Here is an 18,577-nt window from a genome sequence, read left to right as displayed (position 1 = left end):
TCACGGAAGTCTTCAGTCAGAGGTTTCCACGAACCATCCGGATTACGTGATTGCAGCCAGCCGGTTTCCGGATTGTACAGATTCTTCCATGAACGGGCAAAATGAAAATAACGCCAACTTGCAAATTCATCTCCTACGGCGTGCAATGCAAACTGTCCGATGGCAAAATCCGCAGAAGTATATTCCAATTGAATGGAAGCATTATAATATCCTTTATCCAAATACTGTTTCAATCCCGGACGCGCCTCCACATTCTGCGACATTGCTCCCGGTTCTTCGGCTCCCTTTCTCATTATTTTGAAAATCGGCTTCGGATCATAATTACGGGCACCAAAAGCATAGGCATTAGAGATCAGGATAGGAGTCGGATCTCCTTGCATCACTCCGGTTTCAATATTGGCCATTACCCAACGTGGATAAGCGCCGCCAGCCTCTTCGGCAAATAGTTGGTGAGAAATCACAATATCAGAAGCAACTTCGGGATCGAGCATCGACAATAATTGAATCTGTGTGCGATAGGTATCCCAGTTACTGAAAGAGGTGTAATGTTTCGAACGGGACTTATGCACCTTGAAATCAGCTCCCATATACTCTCCGTTCACATCACTGCATACATTCGGGTGAATGAACGAACGATACAGATGAGTATAAAATTGAGTGGTCCGGTCCGGATTAGTGCCCTCTACTTCGATTTTACCTAAGTAGTGATTCCATTTGGATTCTGCCTGGTTCTGAATCTGTAAGAAGTCCCATCCGGTATTCTCTGCTTTCAGATTCTCACGTGCATTTTCTACGGAAACATAAGAGACACCAATCTTATACTGGATATTTTTCTTCTTGCTTACATCAAAAGTAAAGTAGACTCCGGAATATTCTCCCTCGGCAAAAGTTGTGTTCGGTTTCAGTTCATCTCTTTTCCAGGTTCCCGATTCTAAGGCATCAGCATCAAATTCTGCAACAAAATAGACTTTATACGGTGTACGCAGACCGCAAAAATTACCACCCTCTGCATATCCTTCACACTTATTCGGTGCAGTGATTACGATGGCTGCCTGCTCGATCGGAGTGGCGGAGATACCTCCACCGATAATAATCGTACCATATTGCTGATCTGCCGGATATTCATAACTCGCCATACCAGTTCTTTCGGTCACAGTCAGTTTGGCTTTGATGTCTTCCTGCACCATTGCCTCATAATAACCTGCATGTCCTTTTTCTTCAGAGATATTGATACGATAGTTGAGAATATTGTCCGGAGACATCTTCAGTTTGCCTTTTACCGGAAAAGTAGGGAAGTTGCCCATGTGTTCGCAACCGCCGCCACTCAATTGGTTGATGACAAATCCGGAACGTTTAGAAAAGTAAGAGGGGGTAAACTGCACCATTCCATAAGGATAGGTGGCTCCGGGATAAAGATATCCCGAAGTCAGACCCACACCTTTTGTACCTATCAGTGTATTCACCTGACGGGCATAATTACTCCCGGCGCTCTGCGCCGAGAGACTCCCCCACCCTCCAATCAAAACCAATAATAAACCTGTTAAAACTTTATTTTTCATACTGTATTCTCGTTACACTTTTTAGTTTCTTATTCTTTCGACAAAGAGAAAGGAGCGGCATACTTCGACGTACATCGTTCTTTATTCGGCTGACTTCCCATTTCGAAGCGGATGATTCCTCCGTCTGCTATATCGTCATATCTGATAAAATTCTTATCCAACACACGTCCATTTAAGGTAGCAGACTGGATATAGAGATTCTCTTTACTATTGTTGTTCGCTTCAATCACGAATTTATTGCCGTTTTCCATCGTTATAGTAGCTTTCTTAAATAACGGACTGCCAATTACATACTCATCCGTACCCGGACAAACGGCATAAATGCCTAATGAGCTCAAGATATACCATGATGACATACCACCTTGGTCTTCGTCTCCCGGATATCCTCTTTCTGTGGAATTATACAATCTTTCAACGATCTGGCGTACCCAATACTGTGTTTTCCATGGCTGGCCGGCATAGCTATACAAATAAGGCATGTGCTGAATCGGCTGATTGCCGTGTGCATATTGTCCCATACCCGCCAATTCCATTTCTTTCATTTCATGGATCACTCCTCCGTAAGTTCCCGGTTTAATAGTGCTGGGAAGGGTGAATACCGAATCCATTTTGGTCGTAAATCTTTGGTCGCCTCCGAACAAGTCTATTAAACCTTCTACATCATGGAATACAGACCAGGTATAATGCCAGGCATTACCCTCGCAGAAAGGTCCGCCCCACTCCAAAGGATCAAACGGTTCCTGCCATTTACCATCGACGCCTTTTCCACGCATAAAACCGATAGACGGATCGAATACGTTTTTATAATTATACATCTGACGGGCAAAAACTTCCTGATAGTGTTTGTTTCCAGTCATCTTAGCCAGTTGGTAGCCACAGAAATCATCGTATGCATATTCCATTGTCTGTGCACTTGATCCCATTGATTCCGGATAAGGAACATATCCCAGTTCAAAATATTCTTTCCAGAAACCGCGTCCGTTGGCGCCTCCCCAAGGACCTTTATTCATGGCTTCGTGTGCGTATGCTTTCAAAGCTTTCTCCGGATCAAAAGTCCGAATCCCTTTTGCCCACGCATCTGCCAGTAATGAAATGGAATGATTACCCAACATTCCTCCTGTTTCTCCGGGAGCTGACCAGGAAGGTAACCATCCGCATTGTTCTTGTGCGGCAAGCAAGGCATTCATGTAACGTCCCTGCATAGTAGGATGCAGAATATTAGTTAATGGAAATTGAGAACGGAAAGTGTCCCAGAATCCATTATCGGTGTACATATATCCGTCATATACTTTACCGTCATAAGGACTATAGTAATAAGGTTCTCCGTTTGCTTTACGTTCATAGAATTTGCGTGAAAAGAGATTGGCACGGAACAGGCAGGAGTAGAAAGTTTTCATTTGTTCGTCTGTTCCACCTTCTACCTGGATTCGGTTCAATAATTCATTCCACGTTTTATGTCCACGTATTTTGGTGGCTTCCAAATTCTTATCTTTACCCAGTTCGTCGTTCAGTGTAATCACAGCCTGCTCTGCGCTGATATAGGAAGAAGCAGCCTTTGCCTGTACTTTCGATCCTTTCTTAAATTTGATATAAGCACCATAGCCTTTGCCTTCTCCTTCCAACTTTTTAGGGAAAATCTCATCTTTCTGATTTTCCCACATACCGTAATCCTCAAATGCTTTATCGAACTGCACTACAAAGTAACTACGGAATGTCTTAGAGTTATTTACAAAACGTTGGTTATTCACCCAACCGGAAATTTGTCTCTTAACCGGATCAATCTTGATTTCACTCATATCTGTATATCCGTCAATTACCAGATAGGCGTCTTCGGTAGAGGGATAAGAAAAGCGTAAATGTACACCACGAGTAGTTGGAGCCATCTCGGTTGTAATTCCATTATCCAGCATCACTTTATAATAATGCGGCTTGGCAATTTCATTATCATGGCTGAACTTCGTTGCCCGCATCTCCTGATTAACGACTAACTTCCCTACCATCGGCATAAAGGAATACACCGCATAATCACTCATCCACGGGCTACATTGATGTGACTGGCAGAATCCTCTAATATTATCTACTGCATATTGATATTTCCAGCCTTCTCCATTTTTCCCTGTTTGGGCAGACCACGTATGCATGGCATAAGGCATACCGGTAGTAGGGTATGTATTTCCATAACTTAATCCGAAATGAGAGTCGGTACCTTGCAGTGTATTGACATATTGCACAAGGTCTTTCATTTGGGCATATATTCCTGTCGAAATAAAAAGAAAGATTACTAGATAAATTAGTTTTCTCATGGTTATTCTTTAATGTGTAACGTACTATTTTTACTGATAAATAGATTGAATGAATCATTTATTGTCGAAAGTGATTCCCGGCCAATCATCCGTACGGAATGGAGATGCCGGAAGATTGGCTCCATTATACAAATTACAGATCGGATTATCAGCCCATGCGTATCTAACAGCTATCGGGAAACCAACTTCCGGTGAAGATACAACGATGGTATTACCCTCAATCACAGCATCAGCCCAATGAAATTTATGATCAACACCGGCAATGGTAAATCCCTTTATTACTTCGTTATTTGCAGTCTTCAACCCACCATCTGTATGTTTGAAATAAATACGGATCTTATTACCTTCCATCTGATACGTATCATACATTGGACCGGAATATGGTATTTTCTCACCATAAGTCTGTGCCCGCGCAGCCAATGCCAAACGTCTGCCGACTTCCTGCTTATTTTTCGGATGAATATCAAAAGCATCACCTATATCAATTGTCACAACCATTCCTGTATTTGCAAGATGCAATGTTCGTGTTTGAGCTTCTCGCAATTCAGCCCAAGTTGCATCCACTGGAGCTGTCTGTTGAGCTGTGAAACTTGCCAGTTGCACCATGTAAAATGGGAAGTCATATCCCCAACGATCCCGCCAGTCTTTTATCATTAATGGCATCAATTCACGATATTGATATGCCTGTCCTGTGTTAGCTTCTCCTTGATACCAAATCGCCCCTTTTATACTATAAGGAATCAACGGATTCAGCATCGCATTAAATAAGAAGGCAGGAATATTCGGTTCATTGGCTGTATTAACAGGCATCTGTGGAATATCCTTAATATTCAAAGAAATCTGATACTTCCAATCACCGGCCAATGATATGACATCTGATTGAGAACGATGAAGTGAAATACTTTCAGGGCTTCCATTTATACCACCTGTACCTCCTGTATCCATAACACGCACAGCAATTACCGCTTTACCACTTTTCACCAACTCTTTGGGTATCTTATAGCTTCTAGGGGACATCCATCCCTCGGTGTGTCCTACTTGCACGCCATTGAAATAGGTAAAATCATTATCATCAATTACTCCGACATTCAACGTCAGTTCTTTGCCCTCCCATTTCGCCGGAATATCTATTGTTTTTCTGAACCAAACGATACCATTAAATCCTTTCAAACCTTGCTCTTGCATCAAACCAGGCACTCTCATTGTTTTCCATGCACTGTCTTCAAAGTCTGTAACTGTCCATACGGCTCTGCCATCCACAAATCCTTTATCAATCTTTTCAATCTCCTTTTTCCAATCTTCCACATCTGAATGAAATTTCTTTTCACGATCTTCGGATGAAATCGGAAGTTCTTTCAAGACATCAAGTTTCTTCTGCATATCCGGCATTGTTGCTAAAGCCTCTTTACTCGTCCATGTCTCAATATAGGTACCTCCCCAAGAAGTATCTATCAAGCCGATTGGCACATTCTGATACTTATGTAAATCACGTCCGAAAAAATAACCGGCTGCCGAAAAGTCTGCTACACTTTTTGATGAACAAACCTGCCAACCATTTCCTGCTGCTTTAATGTCATTTATTGGTAATGGACTTGTTGCTTTCTCTACCAATAAGAAACGAATATTCGGATAATTGTCCGCCTCCTCTTTTTCTTGCTGATAGTTCATCACTTTACCCCAACCTTCTACCTGCATTTCCATATTGGATTGGCCGGAACATACCCATACCTCTCCGATCATCACATTAGAAAGTTTCACTTTTTTCCCATCGGAAATTATAATGTCATAAGGTCCTCCAGCTGCCGGAGTGGTTACTTTTGTATTCCACTTACCTCGCGCATCAGCCTGAACTGTATATTTCTTCTGATCCCATGAAGTAGTGATTACTATTTCCTTATCGGGTTTAGACTCACCCCATATAGGAGCTTGTGTTTGTTGCTGCAACACCATGTTATCCGAGAATATCGGAGATAGTTTTATCTGTGCAAAAGCATTACCTCCACACATCAAACACCCTAATACACAGATCAAAGTCTTATTCATATCCGTTTTTCATTTTTATTAATTAGCATAAAAGTATAATTAATGAACGAATAAAAGTTCATTTGCCACTAACTTGATGTCACATTTTACCCTTAAAATAATAAAAAAGAACCATTTCTTATTCTAATCTAAGAAATGGTTCTTTTTTATTATTTATAATGACTAAAGTCTATTCTTCATAAACTTTCTCCCAATTATATACACGGTAGAAGTAAGGACGATAATAGTCTGCACTACCTACAGCGTTGAAATTATCCCAAAAATCTTTTGGATCGGTATTAGTAGAAAAGACTAATTCACCATTACGCGATAGATGAGAATGCAAGTTTACCATATATAAGTTACCATACTCTTGTGGTCCTAACTTATCAAGAGTATTTGGAATGTTGAATAATGATTTTCGCTCGATAAAAGGTCCATACGGCTTATCACTTCGAAAAATATACATTTCATGCCCAAACCATTTAGACTGTGCCACCATATAATAACTATCACCTTTCTTGAATACCCAAGGCATACTACAATCCGTTTCTTGAATTCTTGAACGAGAAATCTCTTCTTGAGTAGGATAAGTATGTTGCCATATATACTGTCCCGATGCATCACATACATAATATTCCCATGGACTATCTAAATCATGTGTTGTAGAACGAGCCACTACAATATCATAATTATTATATGTACCATACAAATAAGTATGTCCATCTTCATCTTCCCATAAAGTAGAACCGAATCCATATATATCCACCGGATTAAAATTATGATTTGCACTCAGCATTTTCATATAGTTTTCATCACCCGGTTTTCCCTCCAAACTATATATAGCCAAACAGATTCCTTCATGTCTCATTTTTTTATTTGGATCAGGATCTGTATTGTCCACTCCATTCCAAAGTACTTGCAATTGATTATTATAAACAGTAGCATCACCTGCCCAATATAACCAATCCTGATCAATTTCTCCTTCTTGGATCTTATCATCACTCAAACTAGCTTTGGGGTGACGAATATGAGTACGTGCTTGATAATAACGAGAAGTCTCGGGGTTGGTAGTTTGTACAAAATCAGCTAACCAAACCAGGTTTTCTTCCTCATCTCCAGGAGTTTGCACCATTATGCTATTACGAGGAAAACTGCAATCTCCACGTGCACGTGTTTCCCCATCCACTACTCCATAGAAGCTATCATTAAATGACCAAAATGCATTTCCGTCAGGTAACAGAGTAGTCAATACTCCATCACCGCCATTCCATCCCAAAGTACGGGTAAATAGTTTATCGTATTTTTTATCTTTATAAACAACAACACGATCATCCGGTTGTCCACCCAATAATTCTAGTTCCCATGCAGGATCAACATCAAAAGCTGGATCTTCCTTATATTCCAAAGGTACAGCATCAAAATCACTACAAGCCCCAAATGTTCCCAACAATAAAGGGAGTAATAGCAACTTTCCAATTCTATATTTATTCATAATCTTATCTATTTTATCATTTATTTAGAATGTCAATTGCACACCAAGATTCAGTACACGCTGATTCATATAAGCATCACCTGCCGTATTCGTACTAATTTCCGGATCTTGCTGATATTTATTATAGTTTGTAAATGTAAGCAAGTTATAAGCACTCATATAAAATCGAACATTATCAATAAATTTAGGTAACACTTTTTTATCAAGCTGATATCCCAAATCGATGGTCTTCAAACGAATATACCATGCATCAACCAGCCAAAAGTCAGACATATAGGCACCCGAACTATTAATCGTAGAAGGATTACTCGTCAAACGAGGAAAATCGATTTCCTCACCATTCTGATAACGGTCCAACGTCCATCGTCTTGTATGAATTGGTTGGAATTGGCTTTTAAATGGTTCAATACCTGTACCAACCACACTAAAGCTATAGTTGAAAGAGCCTTGAAATAAAATATTGAAACTAAATCCTTTCCAATATCCACCAAAAGACCAACCCAAAGTAGTATTAGGCAAATTAGGCTTTCCTATGGCTGATTTATCATAGTCATCAATAATTTTATCTCCATTCAAATCCTTATATTTCAAGTCACCAGCCTGAATGGGCACATCTAGATTAGGAACAGCTGGAGCATCTTCAGCCCCACTTTTTATTTTTTCAATATCTTCTGGTGTATAATACCCAAGACAAGTATATCCAAAGGTTTGTCCTATAGGTTTTCCAGTCTGAGCCAACCATGGATATTTTTGTTGTGCCTCCGCTTTATATTCAACCTTATTTTTTGCATAAGAGAATACGAAATTTGTATTAAAATCGACCTGTCCCAAACGTGTTTGAAAACCTAACTGTCCATCTATACCTTTATTCGAAGTTCTAGCCACATTGGTAGGCGCAAGCCCAACACCTAAGATCAAAGGAATATCATTTTTTGCAACCAACTGATCATAACGTTTATCATAAAAATAATCAATAGTAAATGATATTTTATCAAATAAGTTCATATCCAATCCAATATCAAACTTCTTTGCTTTCTCCCAAGTAACATGATTATTTCCCAGATCTCCTTCTTTATATGAATCATAAGCCTGAGGAACTTCCCCAAAATAAGACGCATCACCTTTATTATACACCTGGCGATATAAATAACGATCACCTGTAGTTACATCTGAACCTACTATACCATAAGAAGCACGAATCTTCAACAATTGTACATTTTTAAAACGTTCAGCAAAAAAAGGTTCTGCAGAAATTACATATCCTACCCCAACAGCAGGAAAGAATCCAAAACGATTATCCTTTCCAAAACGGTCAGTTCCATTATAAGCTGCATTAAAATCTATCAAATATTTATTTTTATATTTGTAACTGATGGTTCCTGTATATCCCTCAAAGTTGGCAGGAACTTTCGCTTCCTTTTCATCCGTATTACTTTGACGATTCCAAAGTAACATCACACTTAAATCATGATCTTCTTTAAAAACACGTGAATAATTTAAAGACGCTTGAATATTCAGATCTTTAACGGCTTTTTCTGTTTTAGAAGTTACCCCATAAGTACCAAAGGCATAATTGCGATTTGGATTGATTGTGTAAAGTTCCGTATCCGAATTATAATGATAAGTGGGATATTCACCCCGAGATGTCTGACGATAATTTTCATCTATACTAGAATAAGCCAAACGAAAATTAGCAGAAAGCCCTTTTGTCAGAAAATCCATTTTATAAGTAGCACCATACAAAATATTATTATCATTACGTCTTGTGCGTTTGTAGCCTTCATTTGCTAAACGAGCATTTAAAGTGGGTTTAGATCCTTCAACATCATATAGGTAAGCATATGAACCATCAGGATTCAACACGGGAGCTGAATAAGGATGCATTTTAGAAAAATCATAAATTTCACCCACAGCATTCATTCCACAAGGCTCATTAATATTCATAAAACGAGAAGATACATCTAATCTCATATTCAGATTATTAGTCACATCAAAATCAATGTTTGTGCGAAAATTAAAACGACGATAAAAATAATTAGAATTTACATCATCTTGTTCACTACTAAAATCTTTCACCAAACCATTTTGAGAAAAATAACCTCCAGAAACAAAATATCTTAGTCGTTTAGATCCACCTGAAATATCGATATTGGTATTTGCCTGAGTCGCTGTTTCTTTGAAAATTTCATCATACCAATTTACATTGGGATGTCCATATGGATCAGTTCCATCTCTAAAAGCCATAACATCCCTTTTTGTGAATTTTCTTGGTAATCCATCATTTTCATATGCCTCATTCACTAAAATAGCAGTATTATATGAATCTAAGAATTTAGGAGTACGAACAGGAATCTGCATACCACCCTCTAAACGCACATTAATTTGAGGTTTTCCTTCTTGCCCTCTTCTTGTTTTAACAACTAAAACGCCATTGGCTCCCTTTATACCATAGATTGCAGTAGTAGAAGCATCTTTCAAGATAGAAATACTCTCTATCTCATTTACATTAATTTGTTGCAATTGATCATACGTATATTGTATATCATCCACAATAATTAAAGGCTTATTACCATCATCATTCAGCGAACTGACACCACGAATAAAAAAATCGGAAGCATCTTTACCTGGCTGTCCTGAACGTTGCTGGCTAAAAAATCCAGGCAGCTTTCCTGATAATGCATTTTGGACACTACTGGTTGGTACCGTACGCAATTCACGAGCAGAAATTCCACTGACAGATCCTGTTAATGTCAAACGTTTCGCTTTGCCATATCCCACTACAACTACTTCTTCCAAATCTGTCTGGTCAGGAGAAAGTACAATATTCAAATCCTTTTTCCCTTTGATAGATACCTCCTGTTTCTTAAAACCAATATAAGAAAACTCCAATACATCTCCAATCTTCACATTGATCTGATACTGTCCATCTAAATTTGTGATAGTACCAATTGTCGCACCTTTTAATCGTACATTAACTCCAGGCAACAGTTCTCCATCTGTAGATGAAACTATTCCTTTTAATGCAAACGATTGACCAAAAGCGAAAGTATAAAGGCTTATACCTATTAATATTAAAAATAACTTTTTCATACGTATTACCATTTCGGATTTTGAACCATGTTTCTATTTTTAATAACCTCTGAATAAGGAATCGGATATAAATATCTCCTACTATCAAATTTTGCAGACAGTATATCGACTCTCTCAAAAGACAAAGAACCTGCTCCACTAACAATAGACATCCCTTGTAGAGGTTTTTCAAAGATTTTCTCTGCTAAACGCCATCTGCGAATATCCCAATAACGTTGCTCCTCAAAAGCCATTTCAATACGTCGCTCATTTTGAATAACCAAACGCATTTCATCCCGTGACATATTATCTTCTAATCCATACTTATTATCTTTGCCTGCTTCAATGCCTGCTCTTTTTCTTAGTGCTCTTAGTACCTTATATACTTCATCCGACGGTTTCTCCTCATATTCATTTAAAGCTTCCGCATAATTCAGCAGAATCTCAGCATATCGATACATCACCCATAAATGATAATTATTTCCATAAGTTTCACTCTCTTCAAAATCTCCCATAAACTTACGCATATAATAGCTAGTACGTGTATATTGAGCAGAACCTGTCGGGTTATTAACTCCCCCTTGATAAGTAGCTAACGTTTTTCCCAGCCATCTAGAACCATTATGCAATATAGTACAATAAAAACGTGGATCTCTATTTTCATAAGGCTGTGTAGAACTCTCAGCAGCTAATTTTCCATCTTTCATAGGAAAAGCATCCACTAGATTTTGCGTAGGATTAGTGCGTCCATAACCTAGTGATTCACCTGAAAATCCTAATGGACCATTTTGTGTTTCTACAACCTTATTATTGCCACCTTGTCTAAAGAAAATTATTTCCGGATTAGAGTCAGGGCTATAATATTCTAAAAAAATTCTCTTGAAATTTGAAGTCAACCCAAAGACTTGACTACCTTCAGGCCCATAAGCATCAATAAAAGCTTTAGCAGCTTTGGCTGCAACATTCCATCTCTCCTTATCATACGAAGCATATCCTACTAACTCATTACCCGGTTCTATCGGTTTCTCATTGAACAAAGGACTAGCCGCATACAATAATATTCTTGACTTCATTGCATCACAAGCCTCACGAGTAGCAACATGAGCATCAGAAGCAGTATTCTCCAAGGGATAAGCACGTAAATCACCTCTGATATCATCTAATTCTTTGACCATATAGTCAACGCATTGAGCGAATGTATTACGTGGCAATTCCATATTATCTCCTAATTGATATACCTTATCTCCCATCAAAGGAATTCCACCATAACGTTTTAATAATTCAAAGTAAGCATAAACCCTAAGAAAGCGTGCTTCCGCTTTCATTGAATGATTTAATGGACGTACTTTTCCAGAAGCATCTTTATAGGTCAAGTTAAAAGGGACAACATCTATATTGTTTATTAAGAAATTTACCTTGCGAATTCCAGCATAATATTCTCCCCATCCCATATCAGAGGTACGGCTGTTAGCAGTATAACGCCCCATAACCATTTTATATACATCAGGATCTGATGCATCAATAGATATAGCATCATCTGATGCTGCATCCAAATAATCACCATTAACCCTGTTATGACCATAATCCAACATATTATATATTTCATCCAAAAAGCCAACAGCTTTTTTACCTAGAGAGTCTGTACGTGAAAACACATAATCGATTGTGAATTGTTCCACAGGAAGCTTTTCATAGCTATCAACGCAAGAAGAGAAAGCCAACATCCCTACTCCGATGAAAGTTAAATATATATTTCGTTTCATAATATTTCTTCTTTTCTTAGAATTTAACATTAATGCCAGTACTGATGCAACGTTGCAATGGATAACTAGTAAAACTAACTTCCGGATCAACTAAATCGCATGCAGCTTTGGTGAACAAGTTCTGACCATTTACGAAAATCTTAATTCCTATACCACCTAAATATTTCTGACAAAACATTTTAGGTAGACTATATGCTAAACTAACATTTTTTAAACGAATAAAATTACCTGAACGCATCCAAAATGAAGAATTCCAACCATTACCTCTATTGTACTCATTTCCACCAGCTGTTAATCGTGGGAAAGTAGCTGTTGAAGCAGTTTCTGGAGTCCAACGTCCTAACATATTTTCATAAGCCTGACCATAATGTTGATTATTAGATTGAAATCCTTCTAACAGCGTCCAATCGCTCAAATAAATATCACGATTATAAACACCTTGCCATAACATAGAAAATTCTAATCCACGATAGTTGAATCCTAAATCTAGCCCAAAGTAAGATATCGGTTTCTCGCCGCCAATAATTGTACGATCAAACTCATCAATCACTTTATCGCCATTCAAATCTTTATATTTGATATCACCCGGACGAATATTCTCAAATCCTTCAATAACAGGACTCTCTGCTATTTCTTTCTCTGAAGTAAAAAAACCATCAGCTACTAATCCCCATACAGCACCTGTAGGTTGACCTGTCTGACGAAGATACTCCCAAGGCACATCTTGTTCATCCATATACAAAAGTTTAGTTTGCATACAATTCCAATTACCAGTTACATAGTAATTAAAATATCCAATGCGATCTTGCCAAGTCAATGACAATTCACCTCCATAATGACGCCTTTTACCTATATTTTCTGCCGGATAAGCAATACCCATTAATTCTATACTTTTCCCTCTGCTTTGCAACATATCAAAATACTTGTCATTATAATAATCAGCTGTAATTTGTAAGCGATTATTAAACAGATTTATATCTGCTCCAATATTTAATTTATGCGCTTTTTCCCATGTTAAATTCAAGTTGGCTAGAGGAGAATTTTCGATAAAAGATGATCCATAATCCTGACTTGTTCCATGAGGATACCCACTAAACTGATTTTCACCAAATGTTTGTCTATAAGCATAATAACCAGAATTGTCCATGCCATCACCTGTTTTACCAAATACACCACGAATTTTGAGCAAATCAACACAATCAGCATTCTCCATAAATGCTTCTTTGCTAATATCCCATCCTAGACCAAATGCGTAAAAAGCTCCCCACCTTTTACCCGGTGCATAACGATTATAATAGCTACCAATTACAGCAGCTTGTGCAAAATATTTTTTTGCATAATCATAAGATGCATTAGCCATCACGTTAGAAGGTATTTCCGGCAAATTATAATCTGTCAGGACCTGACGAGTATCACCCGTTACAGAAGCTTTCAAACCATGTATACCAAATTGACGTTCGTAATCAACAGCTAATTGTCCATATAAGTATTGGAAATTAGATACTGCGGTAAATGTATTCCTCTGTGTATCAGTCGAACCATACATCGTATATCCTGCCCCTCCATCATCATTTAATTTATATTGATATACCGGGGATCTTTTAGTACGATTGGTAGTTGAACGATACTGTGCTGATACATTACCATCCATACGAACTGCTAATCCTTTAACCAACTTATCTAAATCATACTTTAATCGGATGCTTCCTAATACATCCCGAGTACCATCAAGAATATAACCAGAATTCACTGCTTGAGATAGTAAATTATTTGTGTACGACACATTACCTCCCCATGTTCCATTAGGATTTCTAACAGGATAAGCGCTATTGGGAGTTGTATATATATTTAACAATAAATCACTATAACCATTACCACTTCCACCAGGTTGGTTTCCTTCTTCTACACGTCCCATCATTGTTACATCAGCAGTAAAATCATCTGTGATATTTATATTTACTCTAGAAGAAATAAAATAACGGTTGAAATTCAAATTAGTATTATAATCATTATTTGAATTTGTTTTAAAGAGACCTTTCTCATTAGTATATCCCAAGCTTACAAAATATTGAGCAAATTTGTTCCCTCCAGAAACATTCAGATTATAAGATTGTGCAGTAGTATTATTATCCAATAATTGATCATACCAGTTAACATCCGGATGAGTGAACTCATTAGTATGATTACGGAAAGCTGCAAAATCATCAAACGAATAAAAAGGTTGCTTCCCATCATTCTGTAAAGCTTCATTTAGCAAATAGGCATACTGATAAGCAGGAAGAGGCTTAGGCTTTTTCACAGAACTTAAAACACCAAATCGACCAGTAAATGATAAATGAAATCCTTCCTTATCAGGTTTTCTCGTTGTTATAACCAATGCGCCACGAGAACTACGCATTCCCAAAAACAAAGTAGAAAGAGCGTCTTTCTGAATAGATACAGACTCTATTGCTTCAGGATCTATAGAATAAAGATCACGTTGAACACCATCAATAATAACTACAGGAGCTTTACCACGAGACGTAATATCAAACTCTGTATTATCACTATAAACAGTTGACCCGAATTTTGGTGCCTGCTGTCCAAAAATGATATCCTCATAATTAGCTGCAGATTGGTGAAGACGAGCACCACGATACTGTGAAATATTCAATCCCGGCATTCGTCCCATCAAAGCAGGTATAATTGTTGTTCCCATCGTAGAGGTTAACTGATCGGTATACACAGTATTCTCCGCCCCTAAAAAAGACGCTTTATCTTTACCTGCATGTACTCCGCTAATAATAGTTTTTACACTATCGACTCTTATTACTTTTTCAGAATTCTTTATTTTTTGTGCACTTGCTGTCTGTTGCCAGATCGGACTAAATAACATCCATGTTGTAGCAAACAAAAAACAATATCTGTTGATTTCTTTATTTAACATACAATCTGTTTTTTACATTAATAAAATGAATATCATTCACACCGTAGTTCATAATTAAACATTTCTTTAGGTCCTACCACGGACTTACCAGCCATTTCATCATCAGTTTTTGTAATAGTGACAGAGCCGTCCTTATTGGTGAACAAATAGTCAATATCAGTTATTATTTCTCCATTTGGTATGCCAAAAAAATCTTCTGGCCAAATAGTCAAACTGTAAGTAAATGCTCCTTCCTTTTTCAAACGTGTTTTATTATTTCTATCATTAACCGTATAAGAAACACCACTTTCTGTATGAGCTACTGCTTCAAAAAATATTTCATCAGCGTTTATCAGTTCATTTTCAATAATCCCCCCTTGGAAAGTAAATGTAATAAAGTCATTTTGCAATGCGGATAAAGGTTCAACCACCGCAGCATGAAGCTCACAGAAGTCAACAACTGCCCCTCTCCCTTCTACTACCTCAAAACAATCATCTGAAAATTGACATTTCCAGTGATCTGTACTTGTACTTAAACCATCATCTGTATGATTAACAAAGAAGCCTAAATGTGCCTTTAAATTTTGTAAACCAGTTTTACATTTAATATTAATTTCATATTTAGGATTCATGTAATTAGCTATATCCCATGTATCATTTGTCCAAAAAGCAACCCATTCCATATCGTTCAGCACATTAGGACCTATACCAAACACCCCCATTAAAGCCTCTGACCATGACATTCCTTGACGATTTTTAGGAGCTATGTCCTCAGGAATTGGAGACATTGAAAATTCTTCTTCCCATGGAGCTAATATAGAACATCTATAAGTCATCTTCACATTTTCACGTATATTCCAACTTTTGGGAGCTAACATAGCAACAACAAAACGAACACCATTATGCCCATCTTCTTTACAATCAATATTTCCTGTCAATGTAAAAGTAGCTGTCTCACCAGCTTTCACCCATGAAACTTCAGATCCATCTGGCATTTTTTGTTTCACCGAAATCGGATCTAAATTAACACATGCAAATACAATAGCTACTAGCATGAGAATATAAAGAACATATAATGTCCTCTTTCTGTATTTTTTTATATTTTTCATCAATCTATCATTTTAAAGTCAATCTGCTATTTTATCAAATACATACGTATATACATTGCTTTCACACCCTGTACTAAAGGTTAATGAAATTCGCCGTTTTCCATTCGCAATTGGATATTTCATCGCAGAAGAAATATTATATGATGCATCATCCTCTGTAAAAATTAGAAAATGTGGGTATTCTGGATCATCCACTTTCCATACACCATTTTTTCTTACTACAAAAGGCAAATAATTTTCCAATACATACGTATTATCTTTATTAAGCAATAAATGAAAATTCGTAAAACCCATCTTTTGGGAGATATCAATACCATTCCTAGTAACTTCCATTAATTGCCAAGTGCCCTGTATATTTTTAGGCAATTCAACATAATCGCTAGAATTCTCATCCTTAAAAGTATCACATGCTCCTAAGGTTCCTATTAAAAGGAGAAAAAGAAATATATTCTTAATATTTATTCTCATAATTAACCTGTCTTTACTCATTTACTGTTCATAATAAGGATTCTGTAGCAAATCTTCTGATTTCACTACCTCATCATAAGGTATCGGCCAGAAATACATAGCGGGGCGAAATACATGTGTACGAACAGTTATCACACGTCCGACTCTGTTTCCATTCATTTGTTTTGTAATTTCATAACCATGCATAGCCTTATTATCTGTTTGCTCTGCAATTCCCCAACGCCGAACATCAAAGAAACGAAATCCCTCATAAGCAAGTTCTAATCGACGTTCAAGTCGAATTGCGTCTTCCATTTCTACTTTTGTCATATTTGGATTCAATCCATAATTTCCATCATCACCGGCCTCAATGCCTGCGCGTTTACGAATTGCTTTTAATGCTGCCAATGGACCCATTTCCACACTACCAATCACTTCAGTATATTGAGGTCCATAATATCTGTTGACAGCCTCTGCATAATTGAGTAGAATTTCTGCATAGCGAATCAACGGACGTGATTGTGGAGGAGCAATAATAGCTGCTCTTGCCTGATGATGAGTTAGTTTACGAATATAATATCCAGTAGAAGTACACTTATGGATAGCATCTTCTGTCGCACTATTACCTTGATATGTATATACATAAAGTAAACCATCTAAGTTCGGATTATTCACAACCAGACAACCATCATAAATAATCGTGTTATTAAAACGTGGGTCACGATTTACTTGTGGACTCAATGGATCATAAGCATATTTACTTTCTCCAATTGGCAGACCATCAGCCATTGGAAAAGCTTCTGCTAAATCATGATATGCATAACCACCATAATTATTTCCCGAAAGTGATGGAGGATAGAAAAATTGTTCTAAATCATTTCCATCACCTCTTTTCTTTTCAAGAATTAATTCACAATAAGCACCTCCTGGATAAGTCTCTCCCTCATATTCAGCATATTGTGGTTTACCGAAATCTTTAGGTTTAAATACAGCATAAAATCCCCATCCCCTATCTGGATTATTATCTTGATCCACATGTCTTTCAAACAATTTAAAAGAATTCATTGCTATAACTGCTCTAGCAGCATCAGCGGCATCTTTCCAACGCTCATCATTTTTTTCTGGATATCCTAATAATTCTTTGGGGTATCCATCCGGAGCGAAATCAGTACCATTATAAAAATCACTAGCTACATGAAGCAGTACACGGGAAACCAATGCTTTACATGCAGCATCGCTTATACGCCCAGAGCTTCGACCAGTCGTAACAGAAGGTAAATCTTTTCCAGCTGCTTGGCACTCTTTAATTATATAATCTACACAATCTGCAAACGTATCACGAGATGTTTTCATTTCATCTTCCGCATCATATACATTATCCCCAATCAATGGAACACCTCCATAATGACGCAATAAAATAAAATAATACCATGCACGTAAAAAGCGAGCTTCGGCTTTATAAGTCGTTTTAGCCCTTTCAATCATTGGGCTACCATCAACATATTTCAAAAATACATTTACACGTCGAATGTTGCGATAGCATTTTTCCCATGCATCTTTAGATACAGTTACAGGGTTTACAGTACCTGTGGCAAACATAACATCTGTCGTGTTAGAAGAAGAGATTTTGAACTCCGCTTCATCACAAGCTGTCTGAAGACCTCCGTGTCCTATCTTAATCCCAAATGGATACTCCGAGAAACGATCCGGATCGGTATCAAACCCTATGTCCACATAAATCTGATTCAAAAAGCCAGCAGTATAAGTACTGTCTGCAAATACAGTCTCTCTGCTTAAATCAGTCGTCTGCGTTTCATCTAGAAAACTTTTGTCAGCACATGATGAAGCCAAATACAGTGTGACAAAAGCAAAAATTAAACGAATGTTTTTCATTTCACATTAAAT

10 protein-coding genes are annotated in these 18,577 nt (G+C 37.5%); all 10 read right to left on the bottom strand.

Features of this window, described 5'->3' with window-relative positions:
* The coding region (locus ACT8YW_RS09320) for a GH92 family glycosyl hydrolase (protein WP_444104712.1) at positions 1-1,559 on the bottom strand (1,559 nt) is incomplete at its 3' end.
* A gap of 29 nt (positions 1,560-1,588) precedes the next feature.
* Positions 1,589-3,862, bottom strand: coding sequence for a GH92 family glycosyl hydrolase (locus ACT8YW_RS09315; protein WP_444104711.1), 2,274 nt, complete (start codon positions 3,860-3,862; stop codon positions 1,589-1,591).
* A 54-nt stretch (positions 3,863-3,916) separates the two neighbouring features.
* A complete protein-coding gene (locus tag ACT8YW_RS09310) occupies positions 3,917-5,905 on the bottom strand; it encodes a sialate O-acetylesterase (RefSeq protein WP_444104710.1) in 1,989 nt (662 codons plus the stop codon).
* A 169-nt stretch (positions 5,906-6,074) separates the two neighbouring features.
* Positions 6,075-7,379, bottom strand: a complete 1,305-nt coding sequence (locus ACT8YW_RS09305) for a DUF5005 domain-containing protein (protein ID WP_444104709.1) — start codon at positions 7,377-7,379, stop codon at positions 6,075-6,077.
* 24 nt (positions 7,380-7,403) lie between these two features.
* Complete coding sequence (locus ACT8YW_RS09300) at positions 7,404-10,469, bottom strand: SusC/RagA family TonB-linked outer membrane protein (protein WP_195366372.1); 3,066 nt, start codon at positions 10,467-10,469, stop codon at positions 7,404-7,406.
* A 5-nt stretch (positions 10,470-10,474) separates the two neighbouring features.
* Positions 10,475-12,211 (bottom strand): RagB/SusD family nutrient uptake outer membrane protein, encoded by a 1,737-nt coding sequence (locus ACT8YW_RS09295; protein ID WP_128858347.1) that lies wholly within the window; start codon positions 12,209-12,211, stop codon positions 10,475-10,477.
* Positions 12,212-12,227: 16 nt separating this feature from the next.
* Positions 12,228-15,137 carry a SusC/RagA family TonB-linked outer membrane protein gene (locus ACT8YW_RS09290; RefSeq protein ID WP_342382845.1) on the bottom strand — a complete coding sequence of 970 codons (2,910 nt, stop codon included), beginning with the start codon at positions 15,135-15,137 and terminating at the stop codon, positions 12,228-12,230.
* Between the two features lie 32 nt (positions 15,138-15,169).
* Positions 15,170-16,225 carry a DUF4961 domain-containing protein gene (locus tag ACT8YW_RS09285; RefSeq protein ID WP_128858349.1) on the bottom strand — a complete coding sequence of 352 codons (1,056 nt, stop codon included), beginning with the start codon at positions 16,223-16,225 and terminating at the stop codon, positions 15,170-15,172.
* An 18-nt stretch (positions 16,226-16,243) separates the two neighbouring features.
* Positions 16,244-16,693: a DUF5004 domain-containing protein gene (locus ACT8YW_RS09280; protein WP_444104708.1), complete on the bottom strand. Its 450-nt coding sequence runs from the start codon at positions 16,691-16,693 to the stop codon at positions 16,244-16,246.
* Between the two features lie 21 nt (positions 16,694-16,714).
* Positions 16,715-18,565 (bottom strand): RagB/SusD family nutrient uptake outer membrane protein, encoded by a 1,851-nt coding sequence (locus ACT8YW_RS09275; RefSeq protein WP_444104707.1) that lies wholly within the window; start codon positions 18,563-18,565, stop codon positions 16,715-16,717.
* Positions 18,566-18,577 lie beyond the last annotated feature (12 nt).

Origin of the sequence: Bacteroides sp. (assembly GCF_052357945.1) — a bacterium.
GTDB lineage: Bacteria > Bacteroidota > Bacteroidia > Bacteroidales > Bacteroidaceae > Bacteroides.
Note: the sequence above shows the minus strand (reverse complement) of the source record. Positions and strands in the feature narration are given on the sequence as shown.

What these genes read in the sequence shown, in the direction of transcription:
- ACT8YW_RS09280 (WP_444104708.1), bottom strand. Translation starts at nt 16,693, where the DNA reads ATGAGAATAAATATTAAGAATATATTTCTTTTTCTCCTTTTAATAGGA.
- ACT8YW_RS09290 (WP_342382845.1), bottom strand. Translation starts at nt 15,137, where the DNA reads ATGTTAAATAAAGAAATCAACAGATATTGTTTTTTGTTTGCTACAACA.
- ACT8YW_RS09305 (WP_444104709.1), bottom strand. Translation starts at nt 7,379, where the DNA reads ATGAATAAATATAGAATTGGAAAGTTGCTATTACTCCCTTTATTGTTG.
- ACT8YW_RS09295 (WP_128858347.1), bottom strand. Translation starts at nt 12,211, where the DNA reads ATGAAACGAAATATATATTTAACTTTCATCGGAGTAGGGATGTTGGCT.
- ACT8YW_RS09310 (WP_444104710.1), bottom strand. Translation starts at nt 5,905, where the DNA reads ATGAATAAGACTTTGATCTGTGTATTAGGGTGTTTGATGTGTGGAGGT.
- ACT8YW_RS09285 (WP_128858349.1), bottom strand. Translation starts at nt 16,225, where the DNA reads ATGAAAAATATAAAAAAATACAGAAAGAGGACATTATATGTTCTTTAT.
- ACT8YW_RS09315 (WP_444104711.1), bottom strand. Translation starts at nt 3,862, where the DNA reads ATGAGAAAACTAATTTATCTAGTAATCTTTCTTTTTATTTCGACAGGA.
- ACT8YW_RS09275 (WP_444104707.1), bottom strand. Translation starts at nt 18,565, where the DNA reads ATGAAAAACATTCGTTTAATTTTTGCTTTTGTCACACTGTATTTGGCT.
- ACT8YW_RS09300 (WP_195366372.1), bottom strand. Translation starts at nt 10,469, where the DNA reads ATGAAAAAGTTATTTTTAATATTAATAGGTATAAGCCTTTATACTTTC.